The organism is Desulfolutivibrio sp. (genome assembly GCF_036584575.1).
In the GTDB taxonomy this organism is placed as follows: Bacteria; Desulfobacterota; Desulfovibrionia; order Desulfovibrionales; family Desulfovibrionaceae; genus Desulfolutivibrio.
Map to the genome: position 1 here is coordinate 1 of NZ_JAZHDB010000194.1, position 18,075 is coordinate 18,075.

An 18,075-nucleotide genomic window follows, 5' to 3' on the forward strand; every position below is an offset into this window, starting at 1 on the left:
TTCGATCGTTTAACCAAGTTAAACACTCGTGTTCTTCGTCACATTGTAGTCGCAACCCCTTCTCCTCTCCCTCAAAAGGAGCGCGTATGAAACTCTGGGCAGGAATTTTAGCGATCATGTTGTTATCGGGCTGCGGCTACAACGAGATGCAGAAAAACGACGAGTCCGTTGGCGCGGCCTGGGGCAACGTGCAGTCGGCGTTGCAGCGTCGCATGGATCTGATTCCGAATCTGGTGGAGACGGTAAAGGGCTACGCAGCCCATGAGAAGGACACCTTGCAGGCCGTGGTGGACGCCAGGGCCAAGGCCACGCAGATGAAGCTGTCCGTGGACGCGCTGTCCGACGCCCATGCGGTGGAGAGTTTCGTCAAGGCCCAATCGGAGATGTCGTCGGCGCTGGCGCGGCTTTTGGCCGTGGTGGAGAACTATCCGGATTTGAAGGCGAATCAGAATTTTCTGGACTTACAGCATCAGCTGGAGGGCACGGAGAACCGCATCAACGTGGCCCGGGAGCGTTTCAACGAGGCCGTGCAGGCGTATAACACGTCGATTCGGACCTTTCCCAATTCGCTGACGAATTCCCTGCTGCTGCATCTGGCGCCCAAGGAATACTTCAAGGCTGAGGAAGCGGCGGCTACGCCCCCCAAGGTGAAGTTCAACTAAGCGCCGGAGGCTGACATGAAAGGCAAGCTGCGTATGCCGCGTCTCGCCGCCCTGCTTGTGGTGATGGGCATGGTGCTGGCGGCAGGTTCGGCCTGGTCGCTGGATGTGCCGCCGCTTCGAGGCCGGGTCAACGACATGGCCGGGATATTGTCCCCGGACACGGTCACGCGCCTGGAAAGCGCGTTGGCGGCCTTCGAGGCCTCGGACTCGACCCAGGTGGTGGTGCTGACCGTGCCGTCCCTTGAGGGGGACACCATTGAGGGTTTCTCCATAAAGACGGCCCAGAAATGGGGCATCGGCCAGAAAGGCAAGGACAACGGGGCGCTGTTGGTGGTTTCCAAGGGTGACCGCGAGGTCCGCATCGAGGTCGGGCGCGGGCTGGAGGGGCGCCTGACGGACGCCCTGAGCGGCCGGATCATCGACCATGTGATCGTTCCGGAGTTCAAGAAGGGCGATTTCAATACGGGAGTGCAGCAGGGCGTGGAAAAGATCATGGCCGCGGTGCGCGGGGAATATACGGGCGACGGTTCCGCGGGCGACTCCTCCGAGCTTGATGATGAAACGTCGTATTTGATGTTCGGGGCCATGATCTGCCTGGTGCTCATGTCCATCCTGCGGTTTTTGCCGGCCATGATCCGGGCCGGACTTGGCGGCGTGGGGATGGGGATTTTGGCGTTTGTGGTCGCCTCCGGAATCACCATGACCATCGTGATGGCCCTGGTGGGCGTAGTTTTGGGCATTCTCGCGCCGTATATTTTTCGTGGCGGCCGGGGCGGCACGGGCGGCGGCGGTTTTTCGGGCGGCGGCGGCGGAGGTTTTTCCGGCGGCGGCGGAGGTTTTTCCGGCGGCGGCGGCTCGTTCAGCGGCGGCGGCTCGTCGGGCAAATGGTGATCTGCGCGCCTTCCACGCGCCCTGGCCCCCGGACGTTGACGCGCCTGGGGGCTTTTGCGTGCTGCGGGTCAAGACGGCTTTCGCGGCCCCGGCGCGCCGACACGTTCCGGTCTTGTCTCTGGGGGGAATCCGCACCACGCCGTCCAGGGAACGGATCGGCACAAGCATGGCCACAGGCTTGGCCAAGCCGCCTGCCGGACCCGACAACGGGGTGCCGCCCGGGCATGTGACGAGATTTTATCATATCTTCTTGGCGGGTTGCGACGACTCCATGGCAAAGCGGGGATCTGACGCTTGACAAGGCCCGCCCGGGGGTCTAATAACGCCCCTTCGTCGGGATGTAGCGCAGTCTGGGAGCGCACCTGAATGGGGTTCAGGGGGTCGGAGGTTCAAATCCTCTCATCCCGACCAGAGATTTCAAGGGGTTAAGCCAAACAGGCTTAGCCCCTTTTCTCGTTTTGGACTGTTTGGCCCCGCTATGGCCCCGCTTATTTAAAAAGCCCTTGCCGGACGTATAGTTGCAATGTTGAACGAACTGACCGCCAAGCTATCCCGATTTCTGGATTGCCACACACGCTTTTATGTGCGAATATATTATAAAATTATGTGGTTGGGCTTTAGGTTTGATAGCTATGAGACGTTTTCTCAGCACTCTCACGGGGGGGCTAACCATCAGGGCATTTGCCGAATTGATTGAATTGAATTCGAACCTTGCTCCAAATCGCGGCCGCTTGGCAGGGTTTCCAGGCATCTCGAAATTATTGCAGCGGCGGTTGTTGTAGTGGCTCTAAAGACAAGTTTTTCGAACCGTGATTTCGAAGGTGGTTCTGGCGGCAAAAAGCTATACGGCCAGGTACGCCTCGACCAGCTAGGCGGCCCACAGGAACCATTGGACTTCGATCAATGAAAGCGTTCGACATCCTCTCGGAGTTTAATGCTCCCTACTCGACCCCTCCTCTCCGATTGGGAGCAGGCGTATGATTGGTCTGTTCGACACCTTGGGCGCGCTGGGTGCTGATCGTGCCAACCTTCACGCCTTCGCTACCCCAGCTCCAGAACTGCTTGCCTACTCGACCATTCTGATGGCGCGTAGCCACGACGAGGATTTGGGCCTCGTCGAAGGAGTCTATGAGTGGCAAGGGGCTCCCCTCGTTTTTCTCGTGGATGGCGATCGGCTTGACGGGGATTTTAAACGTCTCGGCCGGGTTCGGCGTATTCTCGCAATGCGTGGCGATGCGCCTTATCTCGGTGTTGTTTATCCTGGGCGGCTGGATGTATACCGTATCGCTCTCGATAGCTGCTCGCCCCAAAAGGCTCTGGTCGACATAGGTGTTGCCGAGGATGAACGCTGGTTGACCTTCGCGCGTCTTGGAAATCTGCGTCCGGCTGCGCAAATTAATAACAAAACCTGGATCACCGGTATTATTTTAAAGTTGCTTGATCAGGCAATATCGTCGCTCAAAACAACTACCAGCCTCTCTGGTGAAGACTCGATATCGTTGGTTGGCAGAGCTCTTTTCATGCGATTTCTTGCTGATCGGGACTTATTGCCTCCGATCGAATATATTATTGGCGGCACTGTCGGAGGGAGTGATCCTATACATAAAGATCATAACCTCTTTGACACCCCAGAATTCGTCCGTCATTCTTGTGCTTGGCTTGATAAAACGTTCAATGGAGATTTATTGCCACTGTCAGATGCGGTATTTACGCAGATCACAGTGGAAACATGTGGTGTTCTTGGAAATATATTACGTCGAGCGGAAGGTGGTCAGTTATTTCTGGGCTGGGAAGAGCGCTGGAACAACCTTGATTTTTCACACATCCCGGTTGGCGTGTTGAGTCAAGCCTACGAGTACTATCTCCGCAAGCATGCACCGAAACAGCAAGAGCGTGAAGGTGGCTATTATACGCCACATTCAATCGCGAACCTGATGGTCTCAGCCGCTTTTCGTGGACTGGATGCCCAGGGGGTCTCTGCCTCCGCGCGCGTATTGGATCCCGCAGCTGGCGCGGGAGTATTTTTACTGGCTGCCTTTCGTGAACTCGTCGCTGCACGCTGGAGAGCCGAAGGGCAGCGACCTGATACGGCGACACTCCGCGAAATCCTCTACAAGCAGGTATGCGGATTTGACATCAATGAGGCAGCTCTGCGGTTTTGCGCGCTTGGTCTCTACCTCCTGTCGATTGAACTCGATCCCGATCCTTTGCCGGTGGACAAGCTCCATTTCGACAATTTGCGCAACACCGTCCTGTACCGGCCAATAGACGTCACTGATGAGGCTCATCCTGAAGCGAAGCAGTTGGGAAGTCTGGGGCCGATGGTTGGCGCTGAACATGACGGCCAATATGACCTTGTCATCGGAAATCCTCCTTGGGCTAGCTCGACCGGGCTAAAAGACTGGAGCCTCCTGCTTGCTGAGATTCATACTGTCGCCCGGACTCGACTTGGCGACGGCATAGCCGCGCCGCCTTTGCCCAACGAAGTCCTTGATTTACCGTTTGTCTGGCGGGCGATGCGTTGGGCAAAACCCGGAGCGCAGATTGTATTCGCCTTGCATGCGCGCTTTCTCTTTCAGCAGGGAGAGGGTATGCCGCTAGCTCGGCAAAATCTCCTCGAAGCGCTTGACGTAACCTCAATCATCAACGGTTCTGAGCTTCGGCAGACCAAGGTTTGGCCGAGTGTTTCGGCTCCTTTCTGCTTGCTCTTCGCGATGAACCGGCCAGCGCATGCGGCCTCTGGATTCCGCATGATAACACCGCGATACGAGAAGAGTTTCAACAATGCTGGCGTTTTTAGAGTCGATCCAACCAACGCCTATGTTGTCCGTCCGCAGGATTTGAGAGAACGACCAGAAACGTTGAAAATTCTGTTTCGCGGGAGCGAAGCAGACATCTCTTTGATTGATAGAATACGTCTAGGTAAATTTACAACCCTTAAGCGCTGCTGGAGTGAACATGGTTTAGCGCATGGGAACGGCTATCAGAACTTTCGTAGAAGCAGTAGGAGAAAAGTAAATGGTCAAGTTGGGGACAACGCAACTGATCTGTATGGCCTTCCTCATTTAGGTAGAGAGAAAGAGCAGCCTCTCGTTGTCGATATTAAACACTTGCCTCCTTTTCAAACCCCACGTCTTCATTATAAACGGAAGCGCGAAATATACAGCGGGCCACTTTTGTTAATTCATAAATCGCCTCCTGCCTATATGCAGCGCATTCATATTTCGATTTGTGATAACGACATTGTTTATAGTGAGAGTTGGTATGGTTTCAGCGCAAAGGGAATTTCGAACGCCCTGAGCCTAACTCGATACCTTGCGCTTGTCCTTGGCAGTCGTGTGGCGATGTGGATAGCTTTAGTTACAAGCGGAGAGTTCGGCTTCGAACGTGAGGTGGTTGAAAAGTCAATTGTGGAAGAAATACCAATTCCGCCCTTTGAAACGCTGGATACAGGTTCTGTTAAGGAAGCAGAAAATTTATTTGCGCGATTGGAGAGAGAGGGGCAGAAGGTCTGGCCTGAAGTCGATGCTTGGGTGGCAAATCTGTATGGACTTTGTGAGCGTGATCTCACTGTTATAAATGATACCTTAAACTTTAATCTCCCATACGCTGCAAATCGAGAAATGGCTCAAAGGGCACCATCAATTGAGCAGATTGAAATCTATTGCCGAACGCTCGAAACAGAGCTTACGAGGTTCGCTCAGCGCTTCCAACGTAAAGTACGCGTTGTCCCCGTAGATGGTCAGCAATTATCACCATGGCGAGCGCTGCATGTAGTTTTCGGCAGAGAGGTTGAAAGAAAAGACATAATCAATACCCCCCCCCCTGATGCGCTGGTATTTACTGCGATTGCTGATCGGATGAACGCAACAGAAATCATCGTCGAGGAGGGTGCTCAACGTTTGGTTATGCTGCTCCTTGCGCAAGCTCGATATTGGAGCGAGACACAGGCCCGCCTTGCCGCTCAACGTATCATCTGGACCCGACCAGAGTTGTTCAGGGGGCATCTGTCAGCATGAGCGAACTGGTTACGGGGTTGCAGCAAGACCATCTTTCTGAGTTGGTTCGCGGGCAGGAATTGCCTTTGCCTGCTCTTGATCCAGCACACATCGCATTTATCCTTGAACTACTGCAAAGAGCTTACGAGGGGATAAAAGCGGATCATCCTGAAGCAGTCTCCGGTGGCGAAGAGAAGGATATCAACGCGTTGATGGTTCATCGCCTAAATCATTTGGTTGGTGATGATCCTCTGGCTAGCTTGATGGTTCGAGCGGTTTCGCGTGGTACCGAGACGATGAATTTCAACGCGAGCTGTATTGAGAAGAGGCCGGATATCCAAATTTCTCTGACAGGTTGGCAGCACCTGTTTCCGTTGATTGTTGAGTGCAAGCTTATCGATAGGCCGAAGAGAAAAACTGCCGACATGTATTGCCGAGACGGATTAGCTCGGTTCATACGAGGTGACTATGCGTGGACAAACCGTGAGGCTATGATGCTGGCCTACGTGAGGGACGGTGCATCCATCGCCCATCATCTCCATCCGTTCCTCGCATCGGCGATGGCGAAGTCACCACCGGACTACTCAGTAGTTACACTTCCTCAAAAATGTTTTCCGGCTTTACCTGACGCTGCAAAGTCGATACATGGGCGTTCTTTCTTCTACGTTCATGAAACTCAGAGTGGGAATACACCGGGGAATATTGCTATTTGGCACCTCTGGGTTCACTCATAAATATCGATTATGATAATTGAGACGAGGTTGGTCCGAAAAACATTTGCGGCAGATAGATGATCGTCTGGGGGCTATAAATCTAAATCAATATCTTGACAGGGGACCATTAGCCACCATCAACCACTCTGCTCTAGCATCGTGATGAGAGGCGCACGGCGTGACCAAGATCGACCAAACGGAAACGTATGGCAGAGGCGCAGGCGCGGACTCACTCGCCGGTTACGAATATCAAATTGATGTTTCGGTCTGGCTGGCGCTCGATTTAGTCCTCATTTCCCAATCGGCAGAAGAACTCATCCTGGAGCCCACAACTCAGGAAGATTTGGAGATCACACTTACCGACTCCGAGCCAGGTCGGCTCGTGAGTCGTTTGCCAATGCCAGGTTATACACTCATCGTACAGGCGAAACTACGTGGAGGCGATGCCTGGACCCCAAAGACTCTTAAAACATTGCTTGAGCATGGCAGTGACACCCGGATATCAGCAGCGAATCGGCTCAAAGATCCCAATTCTCGCTATCTCCTGGTAACCAGCGCAAGCGTCAACGGGGCTGCGCGACAACTAAATCGGCGCCAACCAGGGACATGGCCCAAGCCTGGCGCGATGCCGATTACTATCGCAAAAGGCATCGCTCACGACATCTCTGGCCGTGTTGCCATCATCGCAAGCCAAGATGCTGAACGCCTACGCGGGGACATCAATCGCCTCCTTACCGAGGGCTGCCGTGTTCCCAATGCATTGTTAAACGCTTGCCGCACCAAGCTGCGTGAGGACGCTCGCGCTAGAATTATGCGGGCGGGAGGCGGACACTGGAAGTGCGAGGAACTCACAGAAGTCATCAGGAAGCACGAAGGTTATCTCGCAAGCGCGCCAGAGCTTGAGCATTATATCCATCCAAACAATTGGAATGAGTTGCGTGCCGCAATGGCTAAAAACTCTGCGGCCCTCATCATCGGCCAATCCGGCACGGGCAAGACGCTAGCGACCAAGATGCTCTATGACGAGCTACGCATGGAACTACCCGGCCTAACACGTGTGCTGATTCGGCACGGCCCTTCTCAGCTGCGCGACGACACGACGCCTCCACCGGTTCTTTATGACATCGAAGATCCCTGGGGACGGTTCGACTTCGACCCGAATAGTCGTCCATGGAATGATCAACTTGGGAGCTTCTTTGCGACCGCCCGGCCCGACAGAATGATCCTCGCAACTTCGAGGTTAGATGTGGCGCAGGAGTCAGGCACTCTTGGAACGGTTGAACCTTGGTCCGTCAGACTCGAAGCTGAGAATTATGGAAGATGTGAGCGGCAACATCTTTATCGCAGTCGGATCGATACGTTGCCGCGCGATTTGCAGAAGCTTGCTCGAGGCTCTGAGCTTCAGGTGCTCGACAAACTAGCAACGCCGCTCGAGATTCAAAAATTCTTCGATGCAATGCGCACGCAGGAACGCGGCGGACTTAAAGACCCGCAGGCCTTTGTGGCAGCGGCCATCGATCACTCCCATCAAGACTCAATTGAGCAGACGGTCATCGAACAAATCGAGGAGCGTGACGACGTCCGCGCGGCTGCTATCGTCTGGGCATTGCTCACCGCAAACGATAAGTTCGCGCGTTCGCTTCTTCGCGAAATCGAGGATCATCTCGCCGACATGGACGCAGCAATGGAGAAGGGAGTCTCGCCGCTCGTCGATTTCTTCGTCGCCGCCCGCAACCTACGCCAGAGCGAAGGTGGGATTGTCACCTATTACCATCCGCGAGTCGAAGCTGGCATTATACGGACGCTCAACAATCATCGGCAGGTCGTCCGACGCACTTTAAACCAACTGATTGATCACCTTGTCTCAAACTTTGGGCCTGGAGTGCGCTGGGGAGCTGGGGCTGCCGCTCGCATCCTTGCACGCGCAGCCGATCAGTTCGGAGTAAAGCCCAGCGTTGACGCGGTTCCCAAGATTGATGCCTGGCTGGAGACAAGGCTTGCCGAGGGCGGGAAAAACTTCGAAACCCATCTCGAATTAGCTGCTTGCGTAGGATCATCAGCGAGCAACGGGGCAGAAACGGCGCGGTTTCTCTTGCATCGTCCCGACAAATCTTTCGGCGGCATGAAATGTTGGAACAAACAGAAATATAACGATGAATGGTATGGTGCGCGGGCAAACGACCCATCGACCAAGCCGCTGCTCGAAGCCTTCATCATTACAATTTTGACACAAGATCGGATAGGTTATCCCCAAACATTCGCTGACGAGATTGCCCGACTTTCTTCAGGATTGACTGTCGCATTTCTCGATGCGGCAAAAAAGATCGTCCATTACGGTTACATAGCCTCACATGCTGCAGTTGCACACGGAGCTCTGAATGATATTGCGGGATTTGAAGAGATTGTTGATATAGCCGTGAAAGTTTTGACGCCCACTGGCGAAGAAATACGGAAGGCCGCCGCAATACATCTCGATATTACCAACGATGTTTACAGCTACGACTATGCGCAATACATCGGTGAAAACGACGATGGCTATACCGCTCGTGAGTTCCTTGAAGCCTATGTTAAACATGTTCGTGAGCAAGATAGCTGGCGACGCATCGCACACCATGCTCACGTCGATATGCTGCGCCCCTATTGGCTCCGCGCTCTCGCCGACCTGTCCCGGATAGGTGTGTTGGACAGCGAAGAGTTAGCCGGAGCCTTTGAGGCCGGTTATGGTACGAGAGACGAGGATGACCTTTGGCGGGCGCTAAGCGCGAGGTGGGACCCCCGGTATTTTCGGACTCTCGAAGCTCGAATCCGCGAAGGAGCTGATGATGTTCACGTCGATAAAGCTGCGTTGGCATGCTTACTTAAGCATGATTCCAAGGTCTTTCCCCTCATCGTGGCTGACCTTGTTGAGCGAAGGGCGGCGAGTCGTTTGGTTGAGATCGGTCGTCTGATCGTTGAGCTACAGCGCCGCCGTCATTCACCTGACTACAAAAAGCAGGCTGCCGTTGCCGAAGTCGCCATGAAACAGTTGCCTCCGCCGTTTGATGAGATTTGCCGTGCGGAACTAGCCATTATTAATGAGGAATCCTTTGATCTCTCTGCCCCCGCACGTGATATTCTTGCGGCGATCTCTGATGCTGGCGATCAGGTGCGCACACTCCGGTTACAGCTCGACGCAAGTATTCCTATGCCGATCGAGGGCGATGTCTGCTGGGCGCTTGAGGTGAGTAATGAATCAAAAGTCGCCGTTCTCGGCATTGAAGCCGCAATTCGTCATGGGATTACAGGAAAGGTTGAAGCGGCTCTCGATCATCGATTCGCATATGTCGCTGCACTTGCGCTGAAAGAGGTCGCATCCCCACTAACTGCGCCGCTCCCAGAGCGTCTTTTGGGTCTCGCGACACACCGCGCCAGCCCCGTCCGGAGAACGCTTGTGGAGATCCTCAAAACTAAGCCGAATGCCGCGCACAAAAATATTTTGATCAAGTTGGCGGGTGATCAGTGGGCGAAGGATACAATGTTCTACGGTCACAACGACCATGTTTATCCGATTGCGCGAACCGCTATTTCCGCACTCTCCGATATTATCCCGCTTGATGACAGAGACAATGATGCTCTATTCGCCATAGCGACCGACACATCAGATCAAGATGTGCGCAACGCCATCTTCCGGTTGCTGGCGAAGTCCGGGACCACAATTCAAAAGAAGCTCTTCGACCTTGCGGTGGAGCCGGGTCGCCCGTGGATTCGATCTTCGGCAGCATTTGCACTGTTTCAGGCGGGAGAACAGATCGATCAACTCGTCATCGACGAGATATCGCCCCGCCTGCTAACTACAAACTATGAGCCGGTGGCATGCGTTCTGGCTATTTTGGCTGGTTGGCGTGGAGCCATTTCCGCAGTTCGTGCAGCGGCGGAAGAGCTGGCGACTAATTCTAAGCGCCGAGTGCTTCTACTCCTCATGGTCTGGCCGCTAACAGGTCGTGATCGGGGTGTTGCCGAGGAGATAGCGGCAATGTTGCCTAAGGGGCATGAGGCGGTAGCTTGGGCTTTGGATGGCACGCCTACTAAAGTCAATGATGCAACGATTGCCGATCTTGGCGACCAAGCCATCTGCGCTGAAGTGATTCACTATATAAAGAGCAACGTTGAAGAGTAGGAGGGCAAGATGTAAAAGTAAATCAACGGCTGAGTCGCTGCATATAAGTGAGTTGTCTGGAATTACCATTCAGTATATTTCTGAAGTTGTCAGTCCCGTTGATCTTCATTTTATATCAACAACCCAGCCGTATATGCTTCCTTTTGAATCCCGAGGATAACAAACCTTTCGATTCTTTTCCCATTCCAAGGAGCCTTTAGAATAGCAATCAAAAAATTTTGACATTCCTCCATTTAATGCTGAGAAACGATGTCCAAGCTTACCATCATCAGATAATGACCACTTCACAAGCTCAAACTCTTTCTCGGATTTGATCGCATTTGCTACCCATGCAGCGGTTTTTGGCAATCTTTCAAGCTCAACACGATAATCTGCGTCACGCTCCCCGAAGCCCCATTCGTACCCCCCATACAGACAGCCTCCCGCCAGCAGAATTGTAAATACACAGGCGACGCAGAACCACCTGAAACGGCTCGTTTGAATCCTAGCGCTCAAAACTCTCTCAGAGTTCTCGACGACAAAATTCACCAGTCGGGATTGAATTTCCCGTTCGCGCTGCTCGATGTTTTTCTCTGCGATGTCGCCCGCAATCTTGGCGGAGTGATCAATTTGCGCTGCGATTTTGGCAGGAATCTTTCCTGTGATTGATTCAATATGCCCGCAAAGAACGGCCAGAAGGATTTCCGGGTTGTTCGGGTCGAGTTCGTAGTTGATGACAACGCGCTGGACGTGGTTCTTAACATCCTCGGGGAGTCCTTGAAGCAGCTTGTCCAGAAAAGTCATATGTCCTCCTTCACGCCGAGAAGCCGCCCCGCGTTGGTTACGACACGTTTGAATCCTTCAAGAAAGTGGAAGACGTTGCTTCGTTCTGCCCGGCGAAGAAACGGGGATTTCAAGGCCTGACTGAATCCGAGGCTGTAAAGGTCAAGGAGGGCGTATTCCCGGCCTCGAAGCTGAGGCATGGCGATGACTTCCCCTCTATGTTGATGAAGCAGAGCCTTGCCCCGACCTCCAACCGTGTTCCCTTGGACGTCGGTGAAGCCGTCGAAAAACAGAAAGTCTTCCGGCGCGCCGAAAAAGAGGTTCTTCACGGCCACATAATCGACGTCAGAGCCGAAGAGGTTGATAGTCTTGACGACATTGCTCGCCGAGGCGTGCACGATGGACATGACGATGACGATAGTGATGGCTACGCCTGCGTCTCGGTATTCCTGGACGAGCGCCTGAATGCCATTTTCCGCCCTGATGATGGTCGTGAGACTATCAACCGCGCCGCCCGGCAGGTCGAAGAGAAGAACATCCGCATCAAGGTCCAGGGCGTTGACAACGTTATCCCGCGCAACCTTGTCCCGGATGTCGAAGGGAAAAACGCCTCGGACTGGGTCTTGATCCGGGATGAGCCTGCCATTCTCACCGCGCTCCCCATAATACTGGAGAAGTTGGCCGACGTTTCCATCCGCATCGAACGCGCCAACGGTTATGTTTTTGCCGTACCTGAGAACGTCGAGCAGGGCGCGGGAGAAGGTTGACTTGCCGGGGCCGCCTTTCTGGCTGAGTACGAAGATTGCGCGTCGCATTATGCCTCCTCGTCGAATCCGGCGTGTGTTGGCGAAGGAGTGAGAGGACGGCCTGCCGGTTGCCTGGGTTCAATCTTGGGCGTCTGGCGCTGCGTCTGGGGCTGCTGAGAAGGCCTCGCGGGCGCTGGCCTGGTTGCATGGTCGTTGCTGGGGAAAGGATGCATTTGGATCAACTCAAGCAGCTCTGACAAAATCGCGGTGAGTTCTTCTTCCGAAAGGTCTTTCAAAAACTTGAGATCCTTCTCGACTTCAAACCGCTCCCATGCGGCGAAACCAACGCGTTGAAAATACTCCTGAACGTTGTTTCGTGCGGGATGGATGCGTAGCATTGCGCTGGTAAAGCACAGGGCGCCAAAGAGCGTCTTAAGGTCGATTCCTTTACATCCTGCTTTGACTGCCAGTCCTCCAAGCTCGTATTTGACCCGCTGTTCGGCTTTCCGGAGCTGTTCCTTGGCTCTATTCTCAGCGGCTATTGCGCGATTTTTACGCTTCAAAGCGCGCTCGAGTTGTTCTTCCGGGGTAATTTTTACATTTGCCATGCGTTTCCTCCTTAAAAACCAATATCGAAATCTCGTGTTTTGGTTCTCACGCGTTCTTTCTGGAGAACCCGTTTCACGGTGAATTCAGGCCGAAAGCCGATGCTGGCCCTGGCTACGCGTTTCTGGCCCATCTGGATCGCCAGGACGCGCAAGTCCTTGGTGTGGGATTGGTCGATGAAAAACTTGAGCCGTTCCTTGTGACGGGTCAGGCCCACATAGCTTGTGCGGGATTCCCAGTTGCGGCCATGCAGGCAGTAAACGGTTGTCTGGGTCTTGCCCTGGCCGCGATAGACCGTTCCGGCATAGCCCAAGGCGAAGTCTTTGAACTCCTTGGCGTTGAAAGCGACTTCATTGCCCGCGTCGGTGAGGACGTGAACTTTGTCGCCGTCGATCCATTTGATCGTCCCAAGCGAGCCGTTAAAGATTCCGGTCTGCTTGTTTGTGCCGTGGAATTGGATTCTGTCGCCAACGCCGAAGGCTTGCGTTCCCTTGCAGGTCTCGAACTCATGGTTGCCGATGACGTCACCGCGCTTCGCCAGGATGTCCCGCAAGCGCATGTTTAGTTCGTTCACCTCGGCGTTGGTTCCAGCGTAGACGAAGCGCGCCTGGGCTGGATCACGCGACATGTCCTTGGTCCATTCCCTGACAAGTACTTCTTTCTGACTTGCGGCGTCGGGAAGCCAATGAAGAAAACCTTTGCGCTCCTGATAGCGCTTGAGGCCGTCGAGGAACTGGCCTTCGGAGAAGTTGGCGCTTGCTTCCTTCTGCCAGTCGGCCTCTTGTCTGCGGACTTTGGTTATCTCTGCCGACCCGAATTTATGGCGAAATTCAGTGAACATGCCGCCTCTGGCAATGGAAGCAAGTTGCCGGTCGTCGCCAACCAGGATCATCTTGGCTCCTGCCCGGTCGGCGTTTGCTAAGACCTTCTCCATGATCTCAGTATCGAGCATGGCCGCTTCGTCCACGAGAAGAACGGTCTTCTTGCCCCATTTCTCGGCTCGGGCATTTTTCTCCTGATGCCAGACGGCGGAATGAGCGGTACCGGCCTCGGCGAAACCATCCTTCTTCATGTCCTGGGCAACGGTGTTGGTCGGGGAGAGGCCCACGACCCGGAAGCCGGACTTCTCGTATGCCTCCCGGATGGCGCCCATGGTGTAAGATTTGCCGGACCCTGCCCGGCCCTCGATGATTTTAAGACCGCCGGGCGCAATGGCATGTCGGAAGGCCTGCTCCTGCTCAGGGTCCATGGTTCGGGAGAGGAGAGCGCGTTGGACGGCTTCCGGTCGTGGTGGAGGTTCTATGTCCTGGCTTCTGGCCCTGGCCATGTCTATGACGCGCTTTTCCTGTTCAAGGACTTCCCGTGTGGTGAAGCCCGCGAACTTCCCGGATTCATGGTCGTAGAGGCTGACAAGTGTTTCCTGGGAAAGAAGTTCATCCTTGCGTGTGGCGTTTTCTTCGGGCGTGTCGGCGATCTTGGAAATCAGGCGGGCAATGTCGCGTTCGCTGAAGATGGATTTGTTCCACGTCAGTTGGGTGAGCATTTCCTCGGGGGTGAGTTCGGCGTTTTCCGCCCGGATGCCCTCATTGATCTCCCGCTTGACCGCCTGCTCGCCTTTTTGGTGCCAAACCGGGCCGACGTGCTTCTGGCTGGCCTTGCCGACTGCATCCACCTCGACGTCCAGACCACGAAACTTGAAATAGCCGTTCTGGAAATTCGCCCATTCCTGGCCCCAAGCATCCTTCCGCAGGACGTGTTTTCCCTTGGCGAATCCGGGATTGAGATGTCTTGCCTTTGGTCCGAAGCCATTCTCGCCAAGGGTGCGGGTGGAGATGAGTAGGTGCGCATGCGGATTGCCGTCGCCCTTGTCATGGATGACCATTTCGACGGCCACGCCGTGTTTGACGAAATGCTCCTGAGCGAATTTCCGGGCCAATTCTAGCGTGTCCTTCCGCGAAAGACCGTCGTCTGCCGGAAGGGCCAAGACCATGTGCTTCGCAATCTGGGCGTTCGCCTTGATGGTCCCGTCCTTTTTCAGGTCGGCGGCCTCTGCGGCGTTCCAGAGCGTTTCGCTGGAAGTCCATTTTTGGTTGAGTCGTTCAGGCGCAAGAAACTCAGAATGGACGAACTCGTTCGGCCCGTCCGCGAGCTTTTCAGTGAAGTCGAATTGCCTGCCGGTCGAGTTTTGTATTTTTCGATCCCGGTTCAGGTACGAGGAAAGCCCAACCGCCGATCCGCCGTCGCGGGTGGAAATAATTTCCATTCTGGCAAAGGCTATCGCCATTTTCCGTTTCTCCTTCCTGCCTCGCAGAGCGCAATCATTTTTCCGAAGGATAAAATGTATATTGCGTCTGCCCTCGTTTCACTCGGGCGTTGGAAAGGCATCAAACGGATTGCCAGCCAGATGCGAGGGACAGACGTCGTCGGATTGCGAGGCTTCATTCGTGATGGGTTCGAGATTTGGGGATTGATCGCGTCTGCTCTCGTTTCACTCGGGCGGTGGAAAAGCATCGTACGAATTGACCGCCAGATGCGAGGGCAAAACGTCGCCTGCTTGCGAGGCGTCATTCGTAATGGGGTCGAAAGTTGGGGATTGATCGCTCCGTTTCCCACGAAAAACGCATGGCGACGAAATTGGCGGAGGCCTTGTTCAAGGCGTGAGGTTGAAAGAGCGTGCATTATCCATTCTCCGCCATGAAAGAAGTCATTTTGCTGTCGCCATTTTTTGCGGGGACAATGGGGACCGTGGGGACAGGCGCGAAATCATGTGTGTTGCGTTGTCCCCGGGGCTCGTTCTGGAGCTGGGGACAACGGGGACGAGCGGCGCGCTCTCGCGGGTCTGTCCCCGCCGTCCCCTCTCGCAAGGTCGTCGATGGGGACAGAGAATGCTTTGCATCTTCGGGGATGTCCTCGCTGTCCCCGCCGTCCCCGGACATAACTGCGGAGGTGACGACATAGCACTTCATTCGTCCTTCCGGCGTTCTGACCGTCAAGGTATGGCGAGTTGACTCAGAGACGAGCAGTCCACGCTCGAGCAGGGCCTTGCAGACGGTCGCAACGCTCAACCCGGCGCAGACTTCGCGCTTGAAGGCTTCGGAGAAAAAGCAATACCGCAGTCGCCCGTCTACGGTTTGACGAAAACCCGCGCGGTTGACGATGCGCTGCCCGTCTTCCCCGTGGAGGTCTTGAAAACGGCTGGCGCCGTGCGTCTCGATAAACGCCCTGACCTGTGAAATCGCGGTTTGCGTCTCCAACGCGCCCAGGCCGCCGCGTTCCATGAGCCAGGCCTGGAAGCAAACAAGCGCCGCGTTTTCAGCCTCTCCTTTGGGCCAAGGAAGCACCCCGATGCTCGCGCCAAGCTCTCCCGCCGCGGCGGTCATGGCGAAGCGCCAAAGCACGCGCCGCACCTGCCCGTCTACGCCATGGGGGCAATGCCGTTCCGAAAAGTTGCGCATGAATGCCAAGATCGCGCCCGGAACCGTATCGAGATGGGCGGCGACGTGCTCCAGGAAAGCCCGCAAGGGCGCGCCGTAGAATCGTTGCGAGGCTTCTTTGAGATGTCGGGAAAAACTCCCTCCGTCGGGAAAGCCGTGGAGGGTCTCAAATAGACCGAACCCCGCGCTCGCATCGGCCGGAATATCCACGACGCGCACGGTCTGTCCTGCGGCGACGCGCCCGTTTGCGTCCTCGCGCACCTTGTCCGCCAGACTTATTTCGCCTGTGGAAAGAAACAGGATGCGCCACGCGGCAGGCTTGCGTCCTTCGCCTTTGCGATTCGCGCGGGCTTTGCCGGTCCCGTTGGCGAGCATGTACGCGGCCTCGCCCGCCTCGCGGGCGGCGACTTGGGATAGCTCGTCCAGGCAGAGAAGCGTGTCGCAATGCGCGGCGGCGACAGCTTCGAGGCCGTTGCTCGTGACCCGCCATTGCCGGATATACCCGTTCAGCCCTCCGCCACCGCAAACGCTCCCGGCCACGGCCAAGGCGGTTGTCTTGCCGAGAGATGATCCCGCGACCAAATGGAATCCCCCGCTTTCCGAGTTCGTCAGGAAGAGCAAGGGCGCAGCCAGCGCCAAGGAAACCGACAGGATCAGGCGCGAATTTCCGACGCAGTAGGCCCCGATTTCGCGGCGCCAATCGTCGATGCTTCCTGAGACTCGAAAGGGATTGTCACCGCTGACACCCTGTAAAATGATCTCCTCACCCTGGTCTTCGCCTATCGCTCCTTCGGGCAAGACGAACCGCGCGCCGAACCAGCCGATCCGGGAGGCGCAACGCGCCCGCAGTTCGGGTCGCGCCAACGACAAGAGCATATGGAGACGATTGTTGCCCTTGCCGCCGGGCACCAAGCGCAAGCCAAGGGAAAGGAGATGCGCGCGGTAGGTTTCGCCGTTGCCGGACAACATGGACATCGGGAGCGCCCACTTGTGCGCGGCGCCGTCCGGGTCGACCACTTCGAGCAGGCGGCCCCATTCCTGGTTGTCGGCGTCCCTGGTCAGCGCGAGGACTCGCAGCGACGAGCAGACCCATTCCGGGGTGATGTCCCCGTCTTTGTTCTCGGCAAGGAAAAAGATACCGCCCTTGCGCTCCTCGAAGCCATGCGGCAGGACGCTCGCGGGTGACGTTGAATCCGGGGCGCGCGCCTTGGCGAGTTGAACGCGAACGACGTCCAACCCCTCGGCTAGGGCCAAGTCGTTGAAGTCGTTTCCTGAACGCCGGTCCGCGAAGGTGGGAAAAGCCACCAGCCCGCGGATTTGCTGCGCCGCCTTGACGCCTTTTGTTAGGCCAGGATTGTCCTTTTGCTCGCGGTCGTCATCCACGCAGAGGACGATCTCCCGCTGCGGATGCTTGGCCCGCGCCATGGCGGCCACGGCTTCCAGATTGCCGGCGTTGAAGGCGACAAAGACTGTGCTCGCTGTGGCGGCATGGATGCTCGCCGCGGTGGCGAATCCCTCGGCGATGTAGAGCGGCCCTTCGCTCCCCTCGATGGGGAAGTATCCGCCCTTGGTCCTTCCGCCGGTCAAAAAGCGTTTTAGTCCGTCGTTCGCAATGAACTGCACGCTCATGACGTCCCCGGTCGCATCATAGACCGGGAGCACGAGCCGCCCATCTCGCGCCAGCTTGATTCCTTCGACGAACGTAACCCCTTTACGACTCAGATAGGGGTGGTCCTTTGTGGCGAGGGCGCATCCCGCAAGGAGTTGCTTTGCTTTTTGACCCGCTTGCGCATGCTTCCGGGTTGCGTCCTGAACGCGTTTCGCCTTGTCGGACTCGATGCGGGCCTGCAGTCGTCGGCGTTCTTCTGGAGTGACTGGTTGGTCATTGCGCGCTGTCCAGGTTCCTTCCTGGCCCGTTCGGTAGTTTCGCCACCACCCAGAGGGAGGATTGTCCAGGTGAAGAAGATAGGCCCCGTCCTTGCCCTTCTCCTTGCCTGCAACGCCGCAACGGTGGATCGCGCCATCACCAATGATTTCCACGGGAATAAGTCCCGCAGCTTCGAGGACGGCTCGGAATTCGATAGCTGGGTTGCTCATGGCGCGCCCA

General features: G+C 55.7%; 10 protein-coding genes and 1 tRNA gene. 6 read left to right on the plus strand and 5 right to left on the minus strand.

Going from position 1 to position 18,075, the window contains the following annotated elements; translation table 11 throughout:
- Positions 1-86 precede the first annotated feature (86 nt).
- The 6 genes from V3572_RS13795 to V3572_RS13820 all read left to right on the plus strand — a co-directional run bounded on the left by V3572_RS13795 (position 87) and on the right by V3572_RS13820 (position 10,420).
- A complete protein-coding gene (locus V3572_RS13795) occupies positions 87-662 on the plus strand; it encodes a LemA family protein (RefSeq protein WP_332111593.1) in 576 nt (191 codons plus the stop codon).
- A 15-nt stretch (positions 663-677) separates the two neighbouring features.
- Entirely contained in the window at positions 678-1,553 is an 876-nt protein-coding gene (locus V3572_RS13800; protein WP_332111594.1) for a TPM domain-containing protein, read from the plus strand.
- A gap of 334 nt (positions 1,554-1,887) precedes the next feature.
- Positions 1,888-1,964 (plus strand) — tRNA-Pro (locus V3572_RS13805).
- Positions 1,965-2,530: 566 nt separating this feature from the next.
- Positions 2,531-5,572 carry an HsdM family class I SAM-dependent methyltransferase gene (locus tag V3572_RS13810; protein ID WP_332111595.1) on the plus strand — a complete coding sequence of 1,014 codons (3,042 nt, stop codon included), beginning with the start codon at positions 2,531-2,533 and terminating at the stop codon, positions 5,570-5,572.
- The gene (locus V3572_RS13815) at positions 5,569-6,285 is read left to right on the plus strand and encodes a hypothetical protein (RefSeq protein ID WP_332111596.1); all 717 of its coding nucleotides are present in this window, start codon (positions 5,569-5,571) and stop codon (positions 6,283-6,285) included. Before V3572_RS13810 ends, V3572_RS13815 begins: the two co-directional genes overlap by 4 nt.
- Before the next feature lie 157 nt (positions 6,286-6,442).
- Positions 6,443-10,420, plus strand: coding sequence for a hypothetical protein (locus V3572_RS13820; RefSeq protein WP_332111597.1), 3,978 nt, complete (start codon positions 6,443-6,445; stop codon positions 10,418-10,420).
- Between the two features lie 105 nt (positions 10,421-10,525).
- On the opposite strand, the gene V3572_RS13825 is transcribed toward V3572_RS13820, so the two are convergent.
- The 5 genes from V3572_RS13825 to V3572_RS13845 all read right to left on the minus strand — a co-directional run bounded on the left by V3572_RS13825 (position 10,526) and on the right by V3572_RS13845 (position 18,065).
- Positions 10,526-11,203, minus strand: coding sequence for a DUF6753 family protein (locus tag V3572_RS13825; RefSeq protein ID WP_332111598.1), 678 nt, complete (start codon positions 11,201-11,203; stop codon positions 10,526-10,528).
- Positions 11,200-11,997, minus strand: a complete 798-nt coding sequence (locus V3572_RS13830) for a hypothetical protein (protein ID WP_332111599.1) — start codon at positions 11,995-11,997, stop codon at positions 11,200-11,202. The genes V3572_RS13825 and V3572_RS13830 overlap by 4 nt, the downstream gene beginning before the upstream one ends.
- Positions 11,997-12,536 carry a conjugal transfer protein TraD gene (locus V3572_RS13835; protein ID WP_332111600.1) on the minus strand — a complete coding sequence of 180 codons (540 nt, stop codon included), beginning with the start codon at positions 12,534-12,536 and terminating at the stop codon, positions 11,997-11,999. Before V3572_RS13835 ends, V3572_RS13830 begins: the two co-directional genes overlap by 1 nt.
- 11 nt (positions 12,537-12,547) lie before the next feature.
- Positions 12,548-14,818 (minus strand): AAA family ATPase, encoded by a 2,271-nt coding sequence (locus V3572_RS13840; protein ID WP_332111601.1) that lies wholly within the window; start codon positions 14,816-14,818, stop codon positions 12,548-12,550.
- Between the two features lie 394 nt (positions 14,819-15,212).
- Positions 15,213-18,065: a DUF927 domain-containing protein gene (locus tag V3572_RS13845; protein WP_332111602.1), complete on the minus strand. Its 2,853-nt coding sequence runs from the start codon at positions 18,063-18,065 to the stop codon at positions 15,213-15,215.
- Between the last annotated feature and the right edge of the window lie 10 nt (positions 18,066-18,075).